This is a genomic window from Williamsia sp., assembly GCF_036566845.1.
Classification (GTDB): domain Bacteria; phylum Actinomycetota; class Actinomycetes; order Mycobacteriales; family Mycobacteriaceae; genus Williamsia.
Genome location: NZ_DATCVM010000139.1, coordinates 1 through 16,557, shown reverse-complemented (window position 1 = coordinate 16,557; position 16,557 = coordinate 1). Strand labels below are relative to the sequence as shown.

Here is a 16,557-nt window from a genome sequence, read left to right as displayed (position 1 = left end):
ACTGACTGGGTTCTCAGACGAGAACTCAAGCGCCCCAAGAAGACTGGGTGCCGCCAACGCGCTCTGCCACGATCTTCTCCCGGTAGCCGGACTCGGCGTACGCGGCCATCGGATCGGCCGGCAGTCCGCGCTCGGAGCGCCATGCGGCGAGTGCGGGCCGGACGTCGGTGTAGAACGCGTCCATGAAGATCCCGTTGGCGCCCAACACGTCTCCGGCGTCCTGGGCGGCGGTGAGCGCCTCGGTGTCGACCAGCAACGCGCGGGCGGTCATCTCCTGGACGTTGAGCACCGAGCGGAGCTGACCGGGGATCTTCTCCTCGACGTTGTGGCACTGGTCGAGCATCAGCGCGACGGGGGAGCCGGTGTCGAGGCCGCCGCCGCGGATGACCTCGAACATGATGCGGAACAGCTGGAACGGATCAGCGGCCCCGACGATCAGGTCATCGTCGGCGTAGAAGCGCGAGTTGAAGTCGAACGAACCGAGCTTTCCGAGACGGAGCAACTGGGCGACGATGAACTCGATGTTGGTGCCGGGGGCGTGGTGGCCGGTGTCGAGGCAGACCAGCGCCCGGTCGCCGAGCGCGCTGACCTGCGCGTACGAGGTGCCCCAGTCCGGAACGTCGGTCATGTAGGTGGCCGGCTCGAAGAACTTGTACTCGAGCACCATCCGCTGCTCTTTGCCGATGTGCTGGTAGATCGTCGACAGTGATTCGGCGAGCCGGTCCTGTCGGCCGCGGATGTCGCCCTGTCCGGGATAGTTGGTGCCGTCGGCGAGCCAGATCTTCAGGTCGCGCGATCCGGTCTCGTTCATGACCTCGATGCAGGCGAGGTGGTGATCGATGGCCTTCTGCCGGACGTTCTTGTCGGTGTGGGTCAGGCTGCCGAACTTGTAGTCGTCGTCCTGGAAGGTGTTGGAGTTGATCGTTCCCAAGCCGACGCCTTGATCGGCGGCGTAGCGGCGCAGCGCACCGAAGTCGTCGACCAGGTCCCACGGGATGTGCAGTGCGACGGTGGGCGCCAGTCCGGTGAACCGGTGAACGGTTGCGGCGTCGGAGATCTTCTCTTCCACTGTGCGTGGGGTGCCGGGGGTACCGAAGACCTTGAACCGGGTGCCGGAGTTGCCGAATGCCCAGGAGGGCAGCTCGATGGCCAGATTCTGAAACGTTTCAATCTTTGCTGCGTCGAAGTTCTTCATGTCAGTTGCTCCCGGCGTTGACTGGATGTGCGGGGGTGGGTGTGGGGGCGAGTTCCGGGCTCACGGGGTATCCGTACCGCTCGATCTCGATGTCCTTGAGTTCCTTGCCGCGGGTGTTCGGGGCCCAGACCACGCCGATGATCAGCGAGATCGTCAGACAGGAGATGAGCAGGAGTCCGACCCAGGCCAGCCCGGTTGCGGCGAGCAGGGTGGGGAAGAAGTAGCTCAGTGCGCCGGTTGCCGTGCGGACCACGAAGAACATGAAGCCCTGCGCGCTGGCCCGGTACGGGGTGGCGAATAATTCGCTGGCCCACAGGCTGTAGAACGCCTGTGCCCCGACACCACTCGAGATACCCCAGCAGATCGCGAAGATGAGCAGGGTTGTCATGCCGCCGTCGGTGAACATGACCAGCACGGCCCAGGCGAAGATTCCGGGGATGGCGCCGAGGGCGAACAGCAGTCGCTGGGACATGTGGTCGGCCAGACGCATGAAGACGAAGTACGTCGCCAGGACGGTCATGCCCCATACCAGGACCTGGAGCAGATTCTGCTGGACTTCGCTGTCCAGGCCCGCGGTCTCGTAGACCCGCGGCATGAAGATGCCCGCCTGGCCGGCAACGGTGTTCCAGAAGCCGTAGATACCGATCAGCACCAGCAACGCGGTGATGTTGACCTTCTTGGAGAACAGCCCTCGCAGACCTTCACCGCCCGAGGACGAAACCGGCGCGGGTGCCCCGTCAGCAGCGGTGTCACGACCTTCTTCGGTCCAGATCTTCGACTCGGTCAGACCCTGCCGGATCCACCAGACCACCGCGGCGACGACGAACAGGTGCAGGAAGATCAGTCGCGACCCGAGGAGCCCGAGCGGCGCCAGTGCGGCGGCGAGTGCGAACCCGACCAGCGGTCCGACAGACCACGCGAGTTGAGCGGTGCCGACGTGCTTGGCCCTCGCACCCGACGGTGCCTGCTCGGCGATGTAGGTCCAGGAGGCCGGTACGCCGGCGCCCACCGCGAGGCCGGTGACCACAAAGGCGATCATCAACATCCCGACGTTGACGGCGAATGCCGCGATCAGCACGCCGGCCATGTAGACCATCAGGTCGTAGGTGTAGATCGCCTTGCGTCCGTAGCGATCACACAGCGGACCGCCGATGGCGGCACCGACTGCGGCGCCGAAGGCGTTGGCGCTCAACGCGGCCAGCAAGCCGACAGCAAAGTTGCTGATGCCGAACTCGTCTTGCCAGAAACCGAGGCTGGTGGCGATCGCGATGATCGATCCGGCCTCGATGTAGTTGGACATGGCAACCGAGATCGTTGCCTTCCAACCGGTGGTTTTCTTGGCCCCGAGTTTCATGGGCTCTCCTAAAGGGGTGTGGACGAGGGTAGTGGGTCGGGCGGGGTGGAGATGAATCGTGCGGTCGTGCGAGGTGGAGATGTACGCCGGTCAGGCGAGATGGAAATAGTGGTCGAGTCGGCTCATGGTCGTGTCCGGGCCGGCCGTCGGGTCGGCGAAGTACTGCGCCATGTTTGCCTGCCAGCGCGTGTTCACGGCGGTCTGTGCCATCAGCTCGTGCGCGCGCTCGAAGTCGTCGGTTTCGAGGTAGCCGACCACGAGTCCGGTGCCGGGCTGCATGAACAGTGAGTAGTTGGTCCAGCCGGTCTCACGAAGTGCGTCGAGCATCTCCGGCCATACGTGTTCGTGTGCGGCCAGGTAGTCGTCGATGCGGTCGGGCCGCACGTTCATGGTGAAACACACCCGCTGACGGGGAGTGTCTGTCCGGGGTTCTTCGTGCTGCATGAGTTGGCCCGTCGTCGATCGGTGTTGAACGCCGTTTGAAACGTTTCAATTTGTGAGTGCGGTCACCGTAAACCGAAGGGTGGGGAGACGTCAAGGGCGAAATCGCGGCGGCCCGAGGAGCTGGAGCGTGCCACGGAATGCGCTTATTTGTCCTGAGCTGCGCGGCAGCGTAATGTTGAACAGCGGTGCGTACACGCGCCGGATTGTTTTTGTGCCCAGATTGCAGACCTTGCACGATTCGCCTGCCGACTGTCACCGAAAGAGCCCGGCTCACGTGCGTGCCATGACGGTAATCGAACACAACTGTTCAGGTGTGGTCAACACACCAGAATCGTGGAGGCTATGGCCAAGAAAGATGGCGCCATCGAGGTGGAGGGCCGCGTTGTCGAACCCCTGCCCAATGCGATGTTCCGCATTGAGCTGGAGAACGGCCACAAGGTGCTTGCCCATATCAGCGGCAAGATGCGGCAGCACTACATCCGCATCCTGCCCGAGGACCGCGTGGTCGTGGAGCTTTCGCCCTACGACCTGACCCGCGGCCGCATCGTTTACCGATACAAGTAAGAACCCAACAGACTTCCCGGACCCCTCCGGGTAGGAAACCCAGCTGGGGGCAGCTTTCGGCTGTCCCCGTGCTTTGAAGTAGATCCGTGGAGACCGACGTCCGCGTCGGTGGCCACAGGCAAAGGAGAGAGTGACGTGAAGGTTAAACCGAGCGTCAAGCCGATCTGCGAGAAGTGCAAAGTGATCCGGCGTAACGGCCGCGTCATGGTGATCTGCGAGAACCTGCGTCACAAGCAGCGTCAGGGCTGATCAGCACTTCGACCCGATCGCTTGTAAGAGCGACCACAACTGAACAGCGGCTACAAAAGAAGACCTCTCAACACCAGCGGACTCATACGCGAGTCCGCCTACCCCCGGCACGGAGGCCGGGGCCCTGCAAGAGTCGGGGACGGATTGGGAGCAGACCTCCGAGAACCAAAGGAAACACCACATGGCACGTGTTGCTGGTGTTGATCTTCCGCGCGAAAAGCGCCTGGAGATCGCACTCACGTACATCTACGGGGTTGGTCGTACCACCTCCAAGGAGATCCTTGCCGCTACCGGCCTGAGCGCCGACCTGCGGGCCAAGGACCTCACCGACGAAGACGTCTCGAAGCTTCGTGAATACCTCGAATCCTCGGTCAAGGTCGAAGGTGACCTGCGTCGCGAGGTGCAGGCCGACATTCGTCGCAAGATCGAAATCGGCTGCTACCAGGGTCTGCGTCACCGTCGTGGCCTGCCCGTCCGCGGACAGCGCACCAAGACCAACGCTCGGACCCGTAAGGGCCCGAAGAAGACCATCGCCGGGAAGAAGAAGTAATCCATGCCTCCTAAGTCACGTAGCGCCGGCCCCAAGAAGGGCACTCGTCGTCGCGAGAAGAAGAACGTCCCGCACGGCAGCGCGCACATCAAGAGCACGTTCAACAACACCATCGTCTCCATTTCGGATCCTGCCGGAAACGTCATCGCCTGGGCATCGTCGGGCCATGTCGGCTTCAAGGGCTCGCGTAAGAGCACCCCGTTCGCCGCGCAGCTCGCTGCCGAGAACGCTGCCCGCAAGGCACAGGAACACGGCGTCAAGAAGGTCGACGTCTTCGTGAAGGGCCCGGGTTCGGGTCGTGAGACTGCTATCCGATCGCTCCAGGCCGCAGGCCTCGAGGTCGGCACCATTTCCGATGTCACCCCGCAGCCGCACAACGGCTGCCGCCCGCCCAAGCGGCGCCGGGTCTAATCGGAAAGAAGAGGACTTTAAAAAATGGCTCGTTATACCGGACCCGCAACCCGCAAATCTCGCCGTCTGCGCGTCGACCTCGTCGGCGGAGACCAGGCGTTCGAGCGTCGCCCCTACCCGCCCGGCCAGCACGGTCGCGCGCGGATCAAGGAGAGCGAATACCTGCTCCAGCTGCAGGAGAAGCAGAAGGCTCGCTTCACCTACGGCGTCATGGAAAAGCAGTTCCGTCTCTACTACGAAGAGGCCAACCGTCGTAACGGCAAGACCGGTGACGAGCTGCTGCGCCTGCTCGAGACCCGTCTCGACAACGTCGTCTACCGCGCCGGACTCGCTCGCACCCGCCGCCAGGCGCGTCAGATGGTCAGCCATGGCCACCTGACCGTCAACGGTGTGAAGGTCGACGTGCCCAGCTACCGCGTCTCTCGCTACGACATCATCGATGTCCGCCCGAAGTCGCTGCAGACCGTGCCGTTCCAGATCGCCAAGGAGATCCAGGGCGATCGTCCGGTCCCGGGTTGGCTGCAGGTCGTGCCGAACACGCTGCGCATCCTGGTGCACTCGGAGCCCGAGCGCGCACAGATCGACGTGCCTTTGTCGGAACAGCTCATCGTCGAGTTCTACTCGAAGTAATCGCCGGTTGTCGGATCCGTATGTCCGGCAGCACTTTCGGCACCTAACCGGTCGTCATATAGCGGACGTCCAAGAGGAGAAGAAGATTCAATGCTGATTTCACAGCGACCCACACTGTCCGAAGAGATCATCTCGGGAGACCGCTCGAAGTTCGTCATCGAGCCCCTCGAGCCTGGTTTCGGGTACACGCTCGGCAACTCGCTGCGCCGCACCCTGCTGTCGTCGATTCCCGGAGCCGCTGTCACCAGCATCCGGATCGACGGAGTCCTGCACGAGTTCACCACCGTCCCCGGGGTCAAGGAAGATGTCACCGACATCATCCTGAACCTCAAGGGCCTCGTCGTGAGCTCCGAAGAGGACGAGCCGGTCACGATGTACGTGCGCAAGCAGGGCCCCGGTGCTGTCACCGGTGCCGACATCGTGCCGCCGGCCGGCGTCACCGTGCACAACCCGGACCTGCACATCGCCACCCTGAACGACAAGGGCAAGTTGGAGATCGAGCTCGTCGTCGAGCGCGGTCGCGGCTATGTCCCCGCCGTCCAGAACAAGGCGTCCGGCGCCGAGATCGGCCGTATCCCGGTCGACTCGATCTACTCGCCGGTTCTCAAGGTCACGTACAAGGTGGAGGCCACCCGCGTCGAGCAGCGCACCGACTTCGATCGGCTCGTTCTCGATGTGGAAACCAAGAACTCGATCTCCGCGCGGGACGCACTGGCCTCGGCCGGTAAGACCCTCGTAGAGCTGTTCGGTCTGGCCCGTGAACTCAACATCGAAGCAGAAGGTGTGGAGATCGGACCCTCGCTCGCCGAGGCCGATCACATTGCATCGTTCAGCCTCCCGATCGAGGACCTCGAACTCACCGTCCGGTCGTACAACTGCCTCAAGCGCGAGGGAGTACACACCGTCGGCGAGCTCGTCGCCCGCACCGAATCGGACCTGCTGGACATCCGCAACTTCGGTCAGAAGTCCATCGACGAGGTCAAGGTCAAGCTGCACGCACTCGGCCTGGCACTCAAGGACAGCCCGGCAAGCTTCGATCCGTCCCAGGTGGCCGGATACGACGTTGCCACCGGCACCTGGACCGATGACACTTCCTTCTCCGACGCCGATGCCGGCGAAGATTTCGCAGAAACCGAACAGCTTTAACAAGACCCCAGCTCACGGCCGAGAGGTCGAGAGCGAATCCTAGGAGTTCGAAATGCCCAAGCCCACAAAGGGTACCCGCCTCGGCGGGTCGGCTTCGCACCAGAAGGCGATGCTGGCGAACCTCGCCACCTCGCTCTTCGAGCACGGCCGGATCACCACCACCGAGACCAAGGCGAAGCGTCTGCGTCCGTACGCGGAGAAGCTCATCACGCATGCCAAGGCCGGTGACCTCGCTCATCGCCGTGAGGTGCTCAAGGTCATCCGCAACAAGGACATCGTGCATGCCCTGTTCGCCGAGATCGGCCCGTTCTATGCGGACCGCAACGGTGGCTACACTCGCATCATCAAGACCCTGCCGCGCAAGGGCGACAACGCCCCCATGGCAGTGATCGAGCTGGTCCGGGACAAGACCGCTTCGTCGGAAGCCGATCGCGCCACCCGCGCAGCGGCCTCGAAGAAGAAGTCTGAAGAAGCCGCCACCGAGGAGAACGTGGTCGAGGCCGTTGAAGCCGACGCCACCGACGCCGAGGTCGAGAACGCGGATGCCGTGGCCGAGGCTGTCGACGACGAGTCGACCGCTGCCACCGCTGCTGACGCCAAGGCCGACGAGAAGTAGTCGACTGAACGAGTCTGTGACATCTGACCCCTTCGGGGGGACAACTGAGCCCGCCACCGGATTTTCCGGTGGCGGGTCTCGTCATTTCGAGGGACCCGTTGCCCGGCTGCGTCTGCAGATCGGTTACGACGGAACCGACTTCGCAGGGTGGGCGAGGCAGCCCGGCCTGCGAACAGTGTGTGGTGTGCTGGAGGAAACCCTCGGCACCGTGCTGCGGGAACCGGTGACACTCACCGTCGCCGGACGCACCGATGCAGGTGTCCACGCGAGCGGTCAGGTGGCGCATTTCGATGTTCCCGAACGCGCTCTGCAGACCCGGTCGATCGACGGCGATCCGACAAAACTCGTGCGGCGGCTTGCCAAGATGCTGCCCACCGATGTGCGGGTCAAGGACGTCGAAGAGGCGCCTGCGGAGTTCGACGCGCGCTTCTCAGCCCTTCGCCGACACTACGAATACCGATTGACCGACGACCCCTGGGGTGCTGAACCCGTGGTCGCACGCACCACCGCGGCGTGGAACCGGCCGCTCAACGCGGACCTCCTCGAAGAAGCCGCGTCAACGCTGCTGGGGCTCAACGACTTCGCAGCGTTCTGTAAGCGCCGCGAGGGCGCGACGACCGTCCGCGACTTGCAGCAGTTCACCTGGATGCGCGACGACTACGGCGTACTGGTGGCGCAGGTGAGCGCAGATGCGTTCTGCTGGTCCATGGTTCGCTCGCTGGTGGGTGCGGTGGCCGCCGTGGGTGAAGGCCGTCGCTCCGTGGAATGGTGCGCCGGGCTGTTGCAGCAACGCGCACGTTCCAGCGAGATTCCGGTGGCACCTGCTTGTGGCTTGAGTCTGATCGGCGTCGACTACCCGCCCGATGGTGCATTGGCGAGGCGCAACGCGGTCACTCGCGAGGTCCGTGCCGCCATCGAACCCTCCGGCTGCTGCGGCGACTGAAGCGCCCCGCAACCCGATGATGTGCCGTTTTGGCGGTCCTGAACTGCGGTTTGTTCGCCAGAACACCACATCATCGGTGGCCGACGGTGCGGCTGCTGCCGGTCAGGTCAATTCCTGAGCGTGAAACCCCGTGAGTCCCGGACCCCGCCGGTGAACATCATGATCGCGTCGACGAGCACCCAGATGCCGAGGCAGAACAGAATCAGGTAGCCGATCAGGACGAGTGCCAGCAACCACCCGAGGATCAGGGTGATCAGCTGAGCCACCGCAATTCCGTTGTGTCCGAGATAGAACCGGCCGGCGCCGAATCCTCCGAGGAACAGTTGCAGCATCCCGGCGGAGATCTTCGACTTGTCCGACAAAGGTGCTCCGCTGTACGGATCGCGGCCGTAGGGCGCCGTGGGGTCGAATCCGAAACCGGGTGCACCGTAGGCCGGTCCGCCGTAGACCGGTTGGCCGTAGGGCATCGCCGGATATCCAGCCGCAGCGGGTGGGTATGAGCCCGACGGTGGGACGTAAGGGGCCGGATAGCCCGGCGTCCCGGGAAACTCCGGCGAAGGCTGCCCAGTGGCATGCCAGTCCGGTTGTTGGGAACCGTCATACGGGTCGGGATAGCTCACGGGGTGTCCTTGTCTTGTGGTCCGGTGGTCAGGACGTGTAGTACGGGTCGCCCCGGCGCATTGTGGTGGACGGGAAGTCGTCGGCCACGGTGGCAGCCATCTCGACCAGCGCGCGGCGGGTGCTCTTGCCGAGGAGGTCGAGGTCGACCTCGGCCCCTTCGGCGAGGTGATCGTCGAAGGGTATCTGTTGCACGGCACGGCATCTGGTCAAGAAATGCGCACTGAGCTGATCGGTGTCGATGGTCGATGCGCCGGGCCGCGACGAGCTGAGAACCACCACGGCCCCCGACACCAGATGCCCGAATCCATGGGCTTGCAGCCAATCCAGCGTTGCTCCGGCGCTGCGCGCCCCGTCGATCGCGGGGGAGGTCACCAGGATCAGCGAGTTGGCCATGTCGAGCACGCCGTTCATGGCCGAATGACTCAGTCCGGTACCGCAGTCGGTGATGATGATGTTGTAAAAGCGCTGCAGAACCGTCATGACGCCGCGGTAGTCGGCCTCGCTGAACGCCTCGGCTTTGGCCGGATCACGCTCGGATGCAAGTATTTCCAGTCGGCTCGGCGCCTGGGACGTGTGTGCGCGGACATCGGAGTACCGGTAGATCGACTCATCGGCGAGCAGGTCGCGAACGGTGGACCGGGTCTGTTGTGGGATGCGCTGCGCGAGGGTGCCCAGGTCGGGATTCGCGTCGACCGCGATGACCCGATCTCCGCGCAACGACGCGAAGGTGGAGCCCAGACCAACCGTGGTCGTGGTCTTTCCGACGCCGCCCTTGAGTGAGAGGACTGCGATCCGGTAGTCGCCGCGGACCGGTTGATTCACCCGTTCGAGGAGCTGTTTGTAGACGAGGTCGTCAGGCGACTCCCCGGGATTGATGGTTCCGGCGGACAGTTTGTGTACGGTCCGGCGCCATCCGCTGGCCGGTGCCCGACGGGCCTTGCGGAGCAGTGCGACCTCATCGAGGCTTGTCGGTGCGGGGGCAGGTGGCTGGCCGGGTGCGTAGTGCGGCGGTGGCACCGCCTGGCCGGGAAAGTATCCCGGGGGTGGTGAGCCCGGCGCCGGAGCGTCGTGCTGTGGGACGCCGGCGGCCGGATGGCCATGCATCGAGGGATCGTCGACGTACGGGCTGTTGCCGGGGTGCAAGCTGTTGGCGCCGTGCGGATTTGGGTCCGCCGGGTAGCTCTGGGTGGACGGCTGCTGTGCGGGCGGGGGCGTGAAAGCGTGAGCTGACGGCTGCCGGAACTGTTCGTGGGGTGGCTGCGGGGGAGCGGACTGCGGTGGCACCGGGCCGCGAGCGTCGGGTGCCGCTGGGGGCTCGGGTACGGGCGGTGCCGCCGGGACCCCGGATGACTCGGCCGCCGGGGGCGGCTGGTTGGCGCGCTCGAAAGACGCGACGTCGATGTCGGCCGCGGACTGAAGCCATGGCGGTGCCGCCGGCACATCGGCATTGTTGTAGCTCACAGAACAGCCCCCCGTTGTTGCACTTCGTCTTGCCGGTTTCGATCTGTGTGGCCGCGATGGATCACCCCAGGTGTTCCCGCATGTCGAATCCACCCCGCCACCCCTGGATAACGGCGATGATAGACCACGGCGAAGACACGTGGTCGAGTGAGCCGTTGCCGGGGGCGGTGCCGAATCACCGCCTTGTCACCAGTTGTGGGTACTATTCGTCGCCAAGAGAGTTCTTGAGGGGGAACCATGGCTGCCGCAACTTCGCGGACGGGGGGCCTGTCTGTCGTCACGACAGAACAGGGCCTACCGACGTCGGTACGGATCGAACCTGCCGAATTACACAAGGATCCGGCGATACTCGCCGGAGAAGTGCTCCGGTTGTGCCGCCAAGCAGCGATGCGCGCCGGGGTCGCCCGCCGCGAGGAGTTGCGGGCTGCCGGGGTCGGCGCCGACATCATCGAACAGATGAATCTTCCGCGGCCCGATGATCTGGCGAGGGCCGAATACGAGGACGACTCCGTGGCCGGAGAACCGGGTAGCTGGATGAGGTCGATATGAGTTCGGCGATGGACGAACTCGAGGCCCGGGCCCGGGCACAGCTCGATCGACTGCTTGAGGTCAACGAGCGCCTGGCCGCGATCTCGGCGCGTGAGACATCTCCTGGCGACCACGTCACCGCCGAGGTCAACGGGGTAGGTGAGTTGACCGGATTGTGGTTCGCCTCGACCGCGCCGCAGTTGGGTGCGGGCCCGCTCGGCGATCTGATCGTGTCGACGGCGGGTGTTGCGGCCGCGCGGGCCTTTGCCCGGCGGGCCGAGGTCGTCGAGGAGTTCAACGAGTCGTTTGCGGACCTGGTGAACAGTCGGCCGGCTTCGATGTCTGCCGATCAGCCGATACGGGAGGGAACCGGCTCGGGTCGGTAGGCGTCCTATCACCGAACTGTGGACGCGGAGTGGGTTGCACAGCAACCAAGGGTGGGGCAGTACACAGGGTTTTTCGAACCAATTGGGGGGGCAGATGTCTGAGGTCACAGCGGTACCGGCGGCAATCGAGGCGTATGCGGACACGGCCGCGCTGATGTCGGCAGCGGTTGCCAGCGCGGGTTCCATCAACGCCGCTGCGAACATCGCGCAGATGGTGCCGGTCTTCGGGTTGATCGGGCAGGAGTTCCTACTGGCGTTCGCGCAGGCGCAGGCCAGTCACCTGCTGGGTGTCGGCCAGCTCGCCGCAGTCCATGCCGGCTCCGCGGCAGCGGCATTCGCCACGGCGGCGCAGATCGCCGAGGCCGACGACGGCAGCGGCCGAGGTTTCGCAGCCGTACAGGCAGCGCTGTAGGCCTGGTCCGGTTCACATGAGTTTTTCGACGATGCCTGTGTCCGGGGCACCAGCGCTGGATCCCACGATCCGGCAACTGGTCGAATCGAGTCCGCTCGGCGCGATTCTGGACACCCCGGTCAGTCAGGTACTGAAAGACCTTGGCCTGCCCGGTCTTCCCGAGCTGCCGGGGCTGCCGCCGTTGCCGGATCTGCCGCCGCTACCGCCACTCGACCTCGATCTCCTGCTCAAGCCGCTGACGGATCTGCTGGGCGGTTTCGGGACGGGCAATCTGGGAGCGGGCGACTTCGACCCCACGATGGTCTTCGAGGCGCTCTCGCAGATCTTGGATTTGTCCATGTCGATGGGTTCGGGTGCACTGAAAGTCCTCGACCAGGTATGGACCGGGCAGTCTGCCACCGCCGCCACCGCCAAGGGTGTGGAGGCGGGCACCGCCGCAGCCGGGTTGTCCACGCAGGGCACAACGATGTCGGCCGACACGCAGGGCGCTGCCGCGATCGTGGGTGTCGGCCTCGGACTCGTCCAGGGAATCATCGCGAGAACGGTTGCCATCATCAGTGCTTCGGCGCCGATCCTGGTCACGCCTCCCGGGCAGGCGATAGCACTGTCGGCAGCCGCGGACGGGCTCGCAGAGGCAACCGCGGTGGTCGCCGCCACCAGAGCACAGTTGTTGGCACCGACATCGCACATGGTTGCCACGGGCCAACCGGTGCCGGTCACCGGAGCGCCCGCAGCGGGAACGTCACCGTTCTCGATCGCCAGCACGGTGCTCGACTCGGTGGGCAAACCGATGATGACCGGTGTCGGGCAACTCGGCACCATGTCGTCGAAGGCTGCTACCGAATTGATGAAATCGCATCAGGCCCAACTGATCACCGCACACCGCGGCGATGACGTCGACTCCGACGCGAAGACGGTTCCGGCGTTCCTCGGTGGTGGAGGATCCGCAGGCCGTGGCGGGGGCGGAGGCGGCGGAGGCGGTGGCGGCGGCTCCGGCCCCAGCCCGCTGAGTGCGCGAACCACACCCGGTCTGCTGGGCGGTTCAGCGCCGGAATCGGGTGGTGGGACGACCAACAGGACCCAGAACGCCGTGGTCCCGGCAGGCATGACCGGACCGATGGCACCGATGGGTGGCGGCGGGATGGGAGCCGGGCGGGGTGCCGGTGCCTCCGATGATCAGCACGAGACAGCGGACTACCTCGTCACCGAACTCAACGGCACCCGCATCATCGGTGACATGCCCGCAGTCGCGCCGGCGGTCCTGGGTGAGGCCCAGGCGCCGGAGGCGTCACCGACACCTGACGTCCGGTTGCGGTTGGGTCCACCGGATCGCAATCAGACCGACCACAACCAAGAAGCCTGACACGAACATGGGGGAAACGTTGTCCACAGGTGAGTTGAACGTCGATTCGGCCGAATTGTTGCGCGCGGCAGGGGATCTCGACCGGCTTGCGAATGATCTCGAGCAGGGTGTGGCCGCGCACCGGTCATCGCTGGTCGTACCGGCTGCCGGACGCGATGAGGTGTCGACCACCGCGGCCGCCACCTTCGGCTCCGTCGCCGAGACGTTCTCCGGCACCGCAGCTGCCGGCGTCCACGAGCTCCGGAAGATCGCCGCGGTACTGCGTGCGCAAGCCCGTGATTTCGGCACGGTCGAGGCCGACATCGAGGAGAGCTTCCGGCTCTGAGCCGGGGGAGACGAACATGACCGGATTCACGAACGTGGTGTGGGACGCCAGGCCCACCAAGCAGTTGGCAACCGATCTGGGTGCCGGTGCCGGTGACGGCCCGCTGACTGCTGCCGCACTCGGCTGGGCGCAGGTGTCTGCACTGCTCGCGGACGCCGGTGTCGACTACGTTCGGATCCTCGCGAAACTCGGCATCGCCTGGGAATCGGTCTCGACCGACGAGGCCTTCGGAAAGTTGGCCTCGTTCGCCGGATGGTTTTCCGACGCGGCTGCCGCCGCTGCTGACACCGCGGGGCGGGCCGGTGCACAGGCTGCGGCGACCACGGTCGCCAGGATCAGCATGCCCGGTCTACCCGAACTGCAGATCACAGAGGACATCCACCGCGCGGCCACCACGGTCGGCGCCGCCACAGGCGCGCCTATCGGAGGTGTGGCGGCCGACGCCGAGCGCGCCGCACTCGACCAGAAGCAACGTGCCGCAAGGGTCATGGAGACCTACGAGGCCGCCAGCGAACCCGTGGCGCGGGTCTGGGCGGTGCCGCATCCGGCCGAGATCGTCTCGCCGAAGGCGCTCGCTGCCGAACAGGCGATCCGGGATTCGGCCCGGGCGGTGCCCACCCGGCCGGAACCGACCGTGAGCGCGGTGCCCGGAGGTGTTGGCGGGTATGCGCCGGTGTCCGTTCCCCGCCAGCAGACCCGCTATGCCACAACGATTCTGGCCGGGTCAACTGTCGCGCCGACCACCACCCTTCCGGCGCCGGTATCGGCCGACGCGCGGCCGTCGGTGCCGGCCACCCCGATGGCGCCCATGATGGGTGCCCCCGGTCAGAGTGGGGATACGGTCGCTCGACGGGGCCCCTTAAAGGCCGGAGCCGGAATCGATCCGAACGCCTTCGGCCCGACGGCGGGCGACGGTGACATCAATCACGTGCCGATTGCGGCCGTAGCGGGTCCCGTTGACCATCCGGATCCGCGATATCGGAGCGGAACCCTCGACCTGCCATCCGCCACGTCGGTGCCGGCTGTACTCGGCGCGACGGAGGAGAACAGGTGAGTGACATGTGGGCTACCCCGGTGGCATGCGAGCCCGATCTCTCCCAGGACCAGATCGACTATCTGGCACATCTTCTCGATTTGCAGACGTGGCCGGCGGTGCTGGCGGTCGGGCCGCGGCACGAGTGCGCCGACGAGCGCGAGAGGGCCTGGGCGGTCGCGGCTTCGGAGCTCAATGCCGCGGGATGGCTGACCGACGACCCTGATCCTGCCGTCGGGGTGGTTGTCGCCGAGGCACTCGCGCAGGCGCTGGCGATTCTGTCCCATCCCGACGTGCTTCTCGAAATACGTTGCCATTCAGACACTTCAACGCGGCGGACATGCATTGCGCGGCGCGGCGATCACCACGTGCTGGCGTCCAGAACCGACTCGGGTCTGCTGTTCCGGGATATTGCGATCGGTGCAGATGCGGAGGTGGGTCAACTGGTGGCCCGGCTACTCGACCCGGCGGATGCCGCGCAGGTGGCCTCCGTCAGCGTGACGGCCGACGATTTGCGGCGTCGGCTCGATGGTGCGAACACCGCCGCCCAATACGCCGACGCTCTCCACGCCATGGGTGTTGCGGCGGCCGATGCCGCCGCCTATGCCGTGGCGTTCGATACCTGTTGTGGACACACGGAAATCGTTGCGATCGAATGCGCAGCGGGCCGGATGCGCCGATCGGCGGGTGCGGTGGCCGTCTACGACACCTCCAGGGGCCGGATTGTCGCCGGCCCCAGTATGTCTCCCGATGGCCAGATCTGGTCGACGTTGTCGCCGGGTACGGGTCATCGGATCTCCCAGGCCGTCACGCTCCTGATGGAGACGTTGCCGGCTCGGAGGTGGTTGCCGTGATTCGGCCAACCGGAGGGGGGCCCACCCGGTGATCAACCGGGATGGTGCCGGAGCAGATTCGAAGGAATCCGCGGATATCAACTGATGTCCGCGGCAATCACACAAGAAGGGGATCACCATGGTTGCCGAAGGCGGTAACAGCGGATTGCAGCTCGACGTTCCAGATGCGTTGGTCACGACCAAATCGGTCGGGCAGCTCGTCGAGGACATGGGCGTTGTACTCACGCGAATCAACAAGAATGCCGAAGACGCGCAGGCGATGTGGCAGGGCACCGCGAGCAAGGCATTCCAGGATGCCGCAGCCGCATGGCAGGCGGAAGGGGCCCAGCTCAAGACGGCCCTCGACAGTCTGAAGGCGTCGCTGGAGAGCGGCTTCAACGGCTACGAAAACGAAGACACAGACCTTGCGGGCACCATCAACTCCGTCACCGGTGGCGGATCGAGCCTCAATCTCTGACCCTCCGACACCAACGTCCAGAAAGGCCACATCGGCATGATCAAGTACAACTTCGCCGCGATCGACGACCTGTCGACGCAGCTCGATTCCGACTTCAAGCAGCTCGAAGACCTGGCCGGAACGCTCAAATCCGAGGTCACCCGACTGCACTCCAACTGGGAGTCCCCGCAGGCGGCCGAAGCCTACGGTGCCGCGCAGCAGCGCTGGGATACAAGCTTTTCCGACTCCCGCCTCCTGTTGACCAACCTGTCGACGAAGGTCCGCGAAGCGGGAAACACCATGCAGGGTGCCGACAAGCGGACAGCCGGCTACTTCACGTAGATCGCTGCCGCGCGATCTCAGGCCCGAAAACCCGCCGGACCATCTACCGGCGGGTTTTCGTGGTTTCTGGGTGGTTGGCGGGGCCGGACTGCGCGCCGGCGCCGAGCGGGGTCTTCCCGGAATCGCTCGCGAATTGATCGCGCCCATCGCCGTGGATTAACCAACGATCAGCGGTGTGGTCCGATAGTTTCGCAGACAGGCTGCATTCGCCGCAGTGAACGCAAGTCACGTGAGGAGTTGTGATGAGCAATCCGCTGACACGGACAAAATCCGTGGAGCAATCGATGGCTGACACCGAAGAACCCGGTTCACAGCTGAAGAAGAGTCTGACCTGGTGGGACCTCACCGTCTTCGGGGTCTCGGTGGTCATCGGCGCCGGTATCTTCACCATCACCGCATCGACGGCCGGAGACAAAGCGGGACCGGCGATTTCGCTGTCCTTTGTCATGGCGGCCGTGGCATGTGCGCTGGCAGCGCTGTGTTACGCCGAGTTCGCCTCGACGGTTCCGGTTGCCGGTTCTGCTTACACCTTCGGGTATGCCACATTCGGTGAGTGAGGTTCCCCCGGATAGTGGAGGGTGGTTACGCGGCCATAAACTCCGCGGTCAGTGACATCTCATAATTGATCGGACTGAGCATCCCGATCGTTGAGTGCCGCCTCGTAGTGTTGTAGTAATGCATCCAGTTGTCAACC

23 protein-coding genes and 1 pseudogene are annotated in these 16,557 nt (G+C 64.9%); 18 read left to right on the top strand and 6 right to left on the bottom strand.

The genetic code is table 11. The features are described from left to right. Positions 1-25: 25 nt before the first annotated feature. The 3 genes from rhaI to VIQ49_RS13480 all read right to left on the bottom strand — a co-directional run bounded on the left by rhaI (position 26) and on the right by VIQ49_RS13480 (position 2,993). Entirely contained in the window at positions 26-1,195 is a 1,170-nt protein-coding gene (rhaI, locus tag VIQ49_RS13490; protein ID WP_331885359.1) for an L-rhamnose isomerase, read from the bottom strand. Position 1,196: 1 nt separating this feature from the next. Next, positions 1,197-2,549: an MFS transporter gene (locus tag VIQ49_RS13485; RefSeq protein ID WP_331885357.1), complete on the bottom strand. Its 1,353-nt coding sequence runs from the start codon at positions 2,547-2,549 to the stop codon at positions 1,197-1,199. Between the two features lie 90 nt (positions 2,550-2,639). Continuing rightward, complete coding sequence (locus tag VIQ49_RS13480) at positions 2,640-2,993, bottom strand: L-rhamnose mutarotase (protein WP_331885355.1); 354 nt, start codon at positions 2,991-2,993, stop codon at positions 2,640-2,642. Between the two features lie 342 nt (positions 2,994-3,335). Between VIQ49_RS13480 and infA the strand changes: the two genes are divergently transcribed. The 8 genes from infA to truA all read left to right on the top strand — a co-directional run bounded on the left by infA (position 3,336) and on the right by truA (position 8,102). Beyond that, positions 3,336-3,557 (top strand): translation initiation factor IF-1, encoded by a 222-nt coding sequence (gene infA / locus VIQ49_RS13475; RefSeq protein ID WP_005140011.1) that lies wholly within the window; start codon positions 3,336-3,338, stop codon positions 3,555-3,557. A gap of 135 nt (positions 3,558-3,692) precedes the next feature. Continuing rightward, the gene (gene rpmJ / locus VIQ49_RS13470; protein WP_026917227.1) at positions 3,693-3,806 is read left to right on the top strand and encodes a 50S ribosomal protein L36; all 114 of its coding nucleotides are present in this window, start codon (positions 3,693-3,695) and stop codon (positions 3,804-3,806) included. 181 nt (positions 3,807-3,987) lie between these two features. Further along, positions 3,988-4,356 carry a 30S ribosomal protein S13 gene (gene rpsM, locus VIQ49_RS13465; protein ID WP_020109369.1) on the top strand — a complete coding sequence of 123 codons (369 nt, stop codon included), beginning with the start codon at positions 3,988-3,990 and terminating at the stop codon, positions 4,354-4,356. Between the two features lie 3 nt (positions 4,357-4,359). Beyond that, positions 4,360-4,767: a 30S ribosomal protein S11 gene (gene rpsK / locus VIQ49_RS13460; RefSeq protein ID WP_020109368.1), complete on the top strand. Its 408-nt coding sequence runs from the start codon at positions 4,360-4,362 to the stop codon at positions 4,765-4,767. Positions 4,768-4,791: 24 nt separating this feature from the next. After that, entirely contained in the window at positions 4,792-5,397 is a 606-nt protein-coding gene (rpsD, locus tag VIQ49_RS13455; RefSeq protein WP_331885346.1) for a 30S ribosomal protein S4, read from the top strand. Positions 5,398-5,487: 90 nt separating this feature from the next. After that, on the top strand, positions 5,488-6,543 hold the full coding sequence (locus tag VIQ49_RS13450; protein ID WP_331885344.1) for a DNA-directed RNA polymerase subunit alpha: 1,056 nt from the start codon (positions 5,488-5,490) through the stop codon (positions 6,541-6,543). 52 nt (positions 6,544-6,595) lie between these two features. Continuing rightward, complete coding sequence (gene rplQ, locus VIQ49_RS13445; protein WP_331885342.1) at positions 6,596-7,159, top strand: 50S ribosomal protein L17; 564 nt, start codon at positions 6,596-6,598, stop codon at positions 7,157-7,159. A gap of 112 nt (positions 7,160-7,271) precedes the next feature. Continuing rightward, a complete protein-coding gene (gene truA, locus VIQ49_RS13440) occupies positions 7,272-8,102 on the top strand; it encodes a tRNA pseudouridine(38-40) synthase TruA (RefSeq protein WP_414731632.1) in 831 nt (276 codons plus the stop codon). 107 nt (positions 8,103-8,209) lie between these two features. Here truA and VIQ49_RS13435 read toward each other — a convergent pair whose 3' ends face one another. Together VIQ49_RS13435 and VIQ49_RS13430 are read right to left on the bottom strand one after the other, a co-directional pair. Continuing rightward, positions 8,210-8,722 (bottom strand): TM2 domain-containing protein, encoded by a 513-nt coding sequence (locus VIQ49_RS13435; protein ID WP_331885340.1) that lies wholly within the window; start codon positions 8,720-8,722, stop codon positions 8,210-8,212. A 28-nt stretch (positions 8,723-8,750) separates the two neighbouring features. Beyond that, positions 8,751-10,184, bottom strand: coding sequence for a MinD/ParA family protein (locus VIQ49_RS13430; protein WP_331885338.1), 1,434 nt, complete (start codon positions 10,182-10,184; stop codon positions 8,751-8,753). 237 nt (positions 10,185-10,421) lie between these two features. Here VIQ49_RS13430 and VIQ49_RS13425 point away from each other — a divergent pair, with 237 nt between their 5' ends. From VIQ49_RS13425 to VIQ49_RS13380, 10 genes and pseudogenes are all read left to right on the top strand, one after another. Next, the gene (locus tag VIQ49_RS13425) at positions 10,422-10,733 is read left to right on the top strand and encodes a hypothetical protein (protein ID WP_331885336.1); all 312 of its coding nucleotides are present in this window, start codon (positions 10,422-10,424) and stop codon (positions 10,731-10,733) included. Further along, positions 10,730-11,098 carry a YbaB/EbfC family nucleoid-associated protein gene (locus VIQ49_RS13420; protein WP_331885334.1) on the top strand — a complete coding sequence of 123 codons (369 nt, stop codon included), beginning with the start codon at positions 10,730-10,732 and terminating at the stop codon, positions 11,096-11,098. The genes VIQ49_RS13425 and VIQ49_RS13420 overlap by 4 nt, the downstream gene beginning before the upstream one ends. 94 nt (positions 11,099-11,192) lie before the next feature. Next, positions 11,193-11,510: a hypothetical protein gene (locus tag VIQ49_RS13415; RefSeq protein ID WP_331885332.1), complete on the top strand. Its 318-nt coding sequence runs from the start codon at positions 11,193-11,195 to the stop codon at positions 11,508-11,510. Between the two features lie 31 nt (positions 11,511-11,541). After that, positions 11,542-12,873, top strand: coding sequence for a hypothetical protein (locus VIQ49_RS13410; RefSeq protein WP_331885330.1), 1,332 nt, complete (start codon positions 11,542-11,544; stop codon positions 12,871-12,873). Between the two features lie 7 nt (positions 12,874-12,880). Then, on the top strand, positions 12,881-13,198 hold the full coding sequence (locus VIQ49_RS13405; RefSeq protein WP_331885328.1) for a PE family protein: 318 nt from the start codon (positions 12,881-12,883) through the stop codon (positions 13,196-13,198). Between the two features lie 16 nt (positions 13,199-13,214). Then, on the top strand, positions 13,215-14,252 hold the full coding sequence (locus VIQ49_RS13400; RefSeq protein WP_331885326.1) for a PPE domain-containing protein: 1,038 nt from the start codon (positions 13,215-13,217) through the stop codon (positions 14,250-14,252). A 5-nt stretch (positions 14,253-14,257) separates the two neighbouring features. After that, positions 14,258-15,085 (top strand): ESX secretion-associated protein EspG, encoded by an 828-nt coding sequence (locus tag VIQ49_RS13395; protein ID WP_331885396.1) that lies wholly within the window; start codon positions 14,258-14,260, stop codon positions 15,083-15,085. 118 nt (positions 15,086-15,203) lie between these two features. Then, entirely contained in the window at positions 15,204-15,542 is a 339-nt protein-coding gene (locus VIQ49_RS13390) for a WXG100 family type VII secretion target (RefSeq protein WP_331885324.1), read from the top strand. Between the two features lie 36 nt (positions 15,543-15,578). After that, entirely contained in the window at positions 15,579-15,863 is a 285-nt protein-coding gene (locus VIQ49_RS13385) for a WXG100 family type VII secretion target (RefSeq protein WP_331885322.1), read from the top strand. 242 nt (positions 15,864-16,105) lie between these two features. Further along, positions 16,106-16,417 (top strand): annotated as a pseudogene (locus tag VIQ49_RS13380) (amino acid permease); the annotation flags it as partial. A 28-nt stretch (positions 16,418-16,445) separates the two neighbouring features. Here the strand turns inward: VIQ49_RS13380 and VIQ49_RS13375 are convergent. Further along, positions 16,446-16,544, bottom strand: a complete 99-nt coding sequence (locus VIQ49_RS13375) for a hypothetical protein (RefSeq protein WP_331884485.1) — start codon at positions 16,542-16,544, stop codon at positions 16,446-16,448. Positions 16,545-16,557 lie beyond the last annotated feature (13 nt).

Coding starts and splice junctions, on each gene's coding strand:
- VIQ49_RS13415 (WP_331885332.1), top strand. CDS start 11,193: ATGTCTGAGGTCACAGCGGTACCGGCGGCAATCGAGGCGTATGCGGAC.
- rpsD (WP_331885346.1), top strand. CDS start 4,792: ATGGCTCGTTATACCGGACCCGCAACCCGCAAATCTCGCCGTCTGCGC.
- VIQ49_RS13405 (WP_331885328.1), top strand. CDS start 12,881: ATGGGGGAAACGTTGTCCACAGGTGAGTTGAACGTCGATTCGGCCGAA.
- VIQ49_RS13485 (WP_331885357.1), bottom strand. CDS start 2,549: ATGAAACTCGGGGCCAAGAAAACCACCGGTTGGAAGGCAACGATCTCG.
- rpsK (WP_020109368.1), top strand. CDS start 4,360: ATGCCTCCTAAGTCACGTAGCGCCGGCCCCAAGAAGGGCACTCGTCGT.
- VIQ49_RS13390 (WP_331885324.1), top strand. CDS start 15,204: ATGGTTGCCGAAGGCGGTAACAGCGGATTGCAGCTCGACGTTCCAGAT.
- VIQ49_RS13410 (WP_331885330.1), top strand. CDS start 11,542: ATGCCTGTGTCCGGGGCACCAGCGCTGGATCCCACGATCCGGCAACTG.
- VIQ49_RS13480 (WP_331885355.1), bottom strand. CDS start 2,993: ATGCAGCACGAAGAACCCCGGACAGACACTCCCCGTCAGCGGGTGTGT.
- rpsM (WP_020109369.1), top strand. CDS start 3,988: ATGGCACGTGTTGCTGGTGTTGATCTTCCGCGCGAAAAGCGCCTGGAG.
- VIQ49_RS13425 (WP_331885336.1), top strand. CDS start 10,422: ATGGCTGCCGCAACTTCGCGGACGGGGGGCCTGTCTGTCGTCACGACA.
- rhaI (WP_331885359.1), bottom strand. CDS start 1,195: ATGAAGAACTTCGACGCAGCAAAGATTGAAACGTTTCAGAATCTGGCC.
- VIQ49_RS13385 (WP_331885322.1), top strand. CDS start 15,579: ATGATCAAGTACAACTTCGCCGCGATCGACGACCTGTCGACGCAGCTC.
- VIQ49_RS13420 (WP_331885334.1), top strand. CDS start 10,730: ATGAGTTCGGCGATGGACGAACTCGAGGCCCGGGCCCGGGCACAGCTC.
- infA (WP_005140011.1), top strand. CDS start 3,336: ATGGCCAAGAAAGATGGCGCCATCGAGGTGGAGGGCCGCGTTGTCGAA.
- VIQ49_RS13450 (WP_331885344.1), top strand. CDS start 5,488: ATGCTGATTTCACAGCGACCCACACTGTCCGAAGAGATCATCTCGGGA.
- rplQ (WP_331885342.1), top strand. CDS start 6,596: ATGCCCAAGCCCACAAAGGGTACCCGCCTCGGCGGGTCGGCTTCGCAC.
- VIQ49_RS13375 (WP_331884485.1), bottom strand. CDS start 16,544: ATGCATTACTACAACACTACGAGGCGGCACTCAACGATCGGGATGCTC.
- VIQ49_RS13400 (WP_331885326.1), top strand. CDS start 13,215: ATGACCGGATTCACGAACGTGGTGTGGGACGCCAGGCCCACCAAGCAG.
- VIQ49_RS13395 (WP_331885396.1), top strand. CDS start 14,258: ATGTGGGCTACCCCGGTGGCATGCGAGCCCGATCTCTCCCAGGACCAG.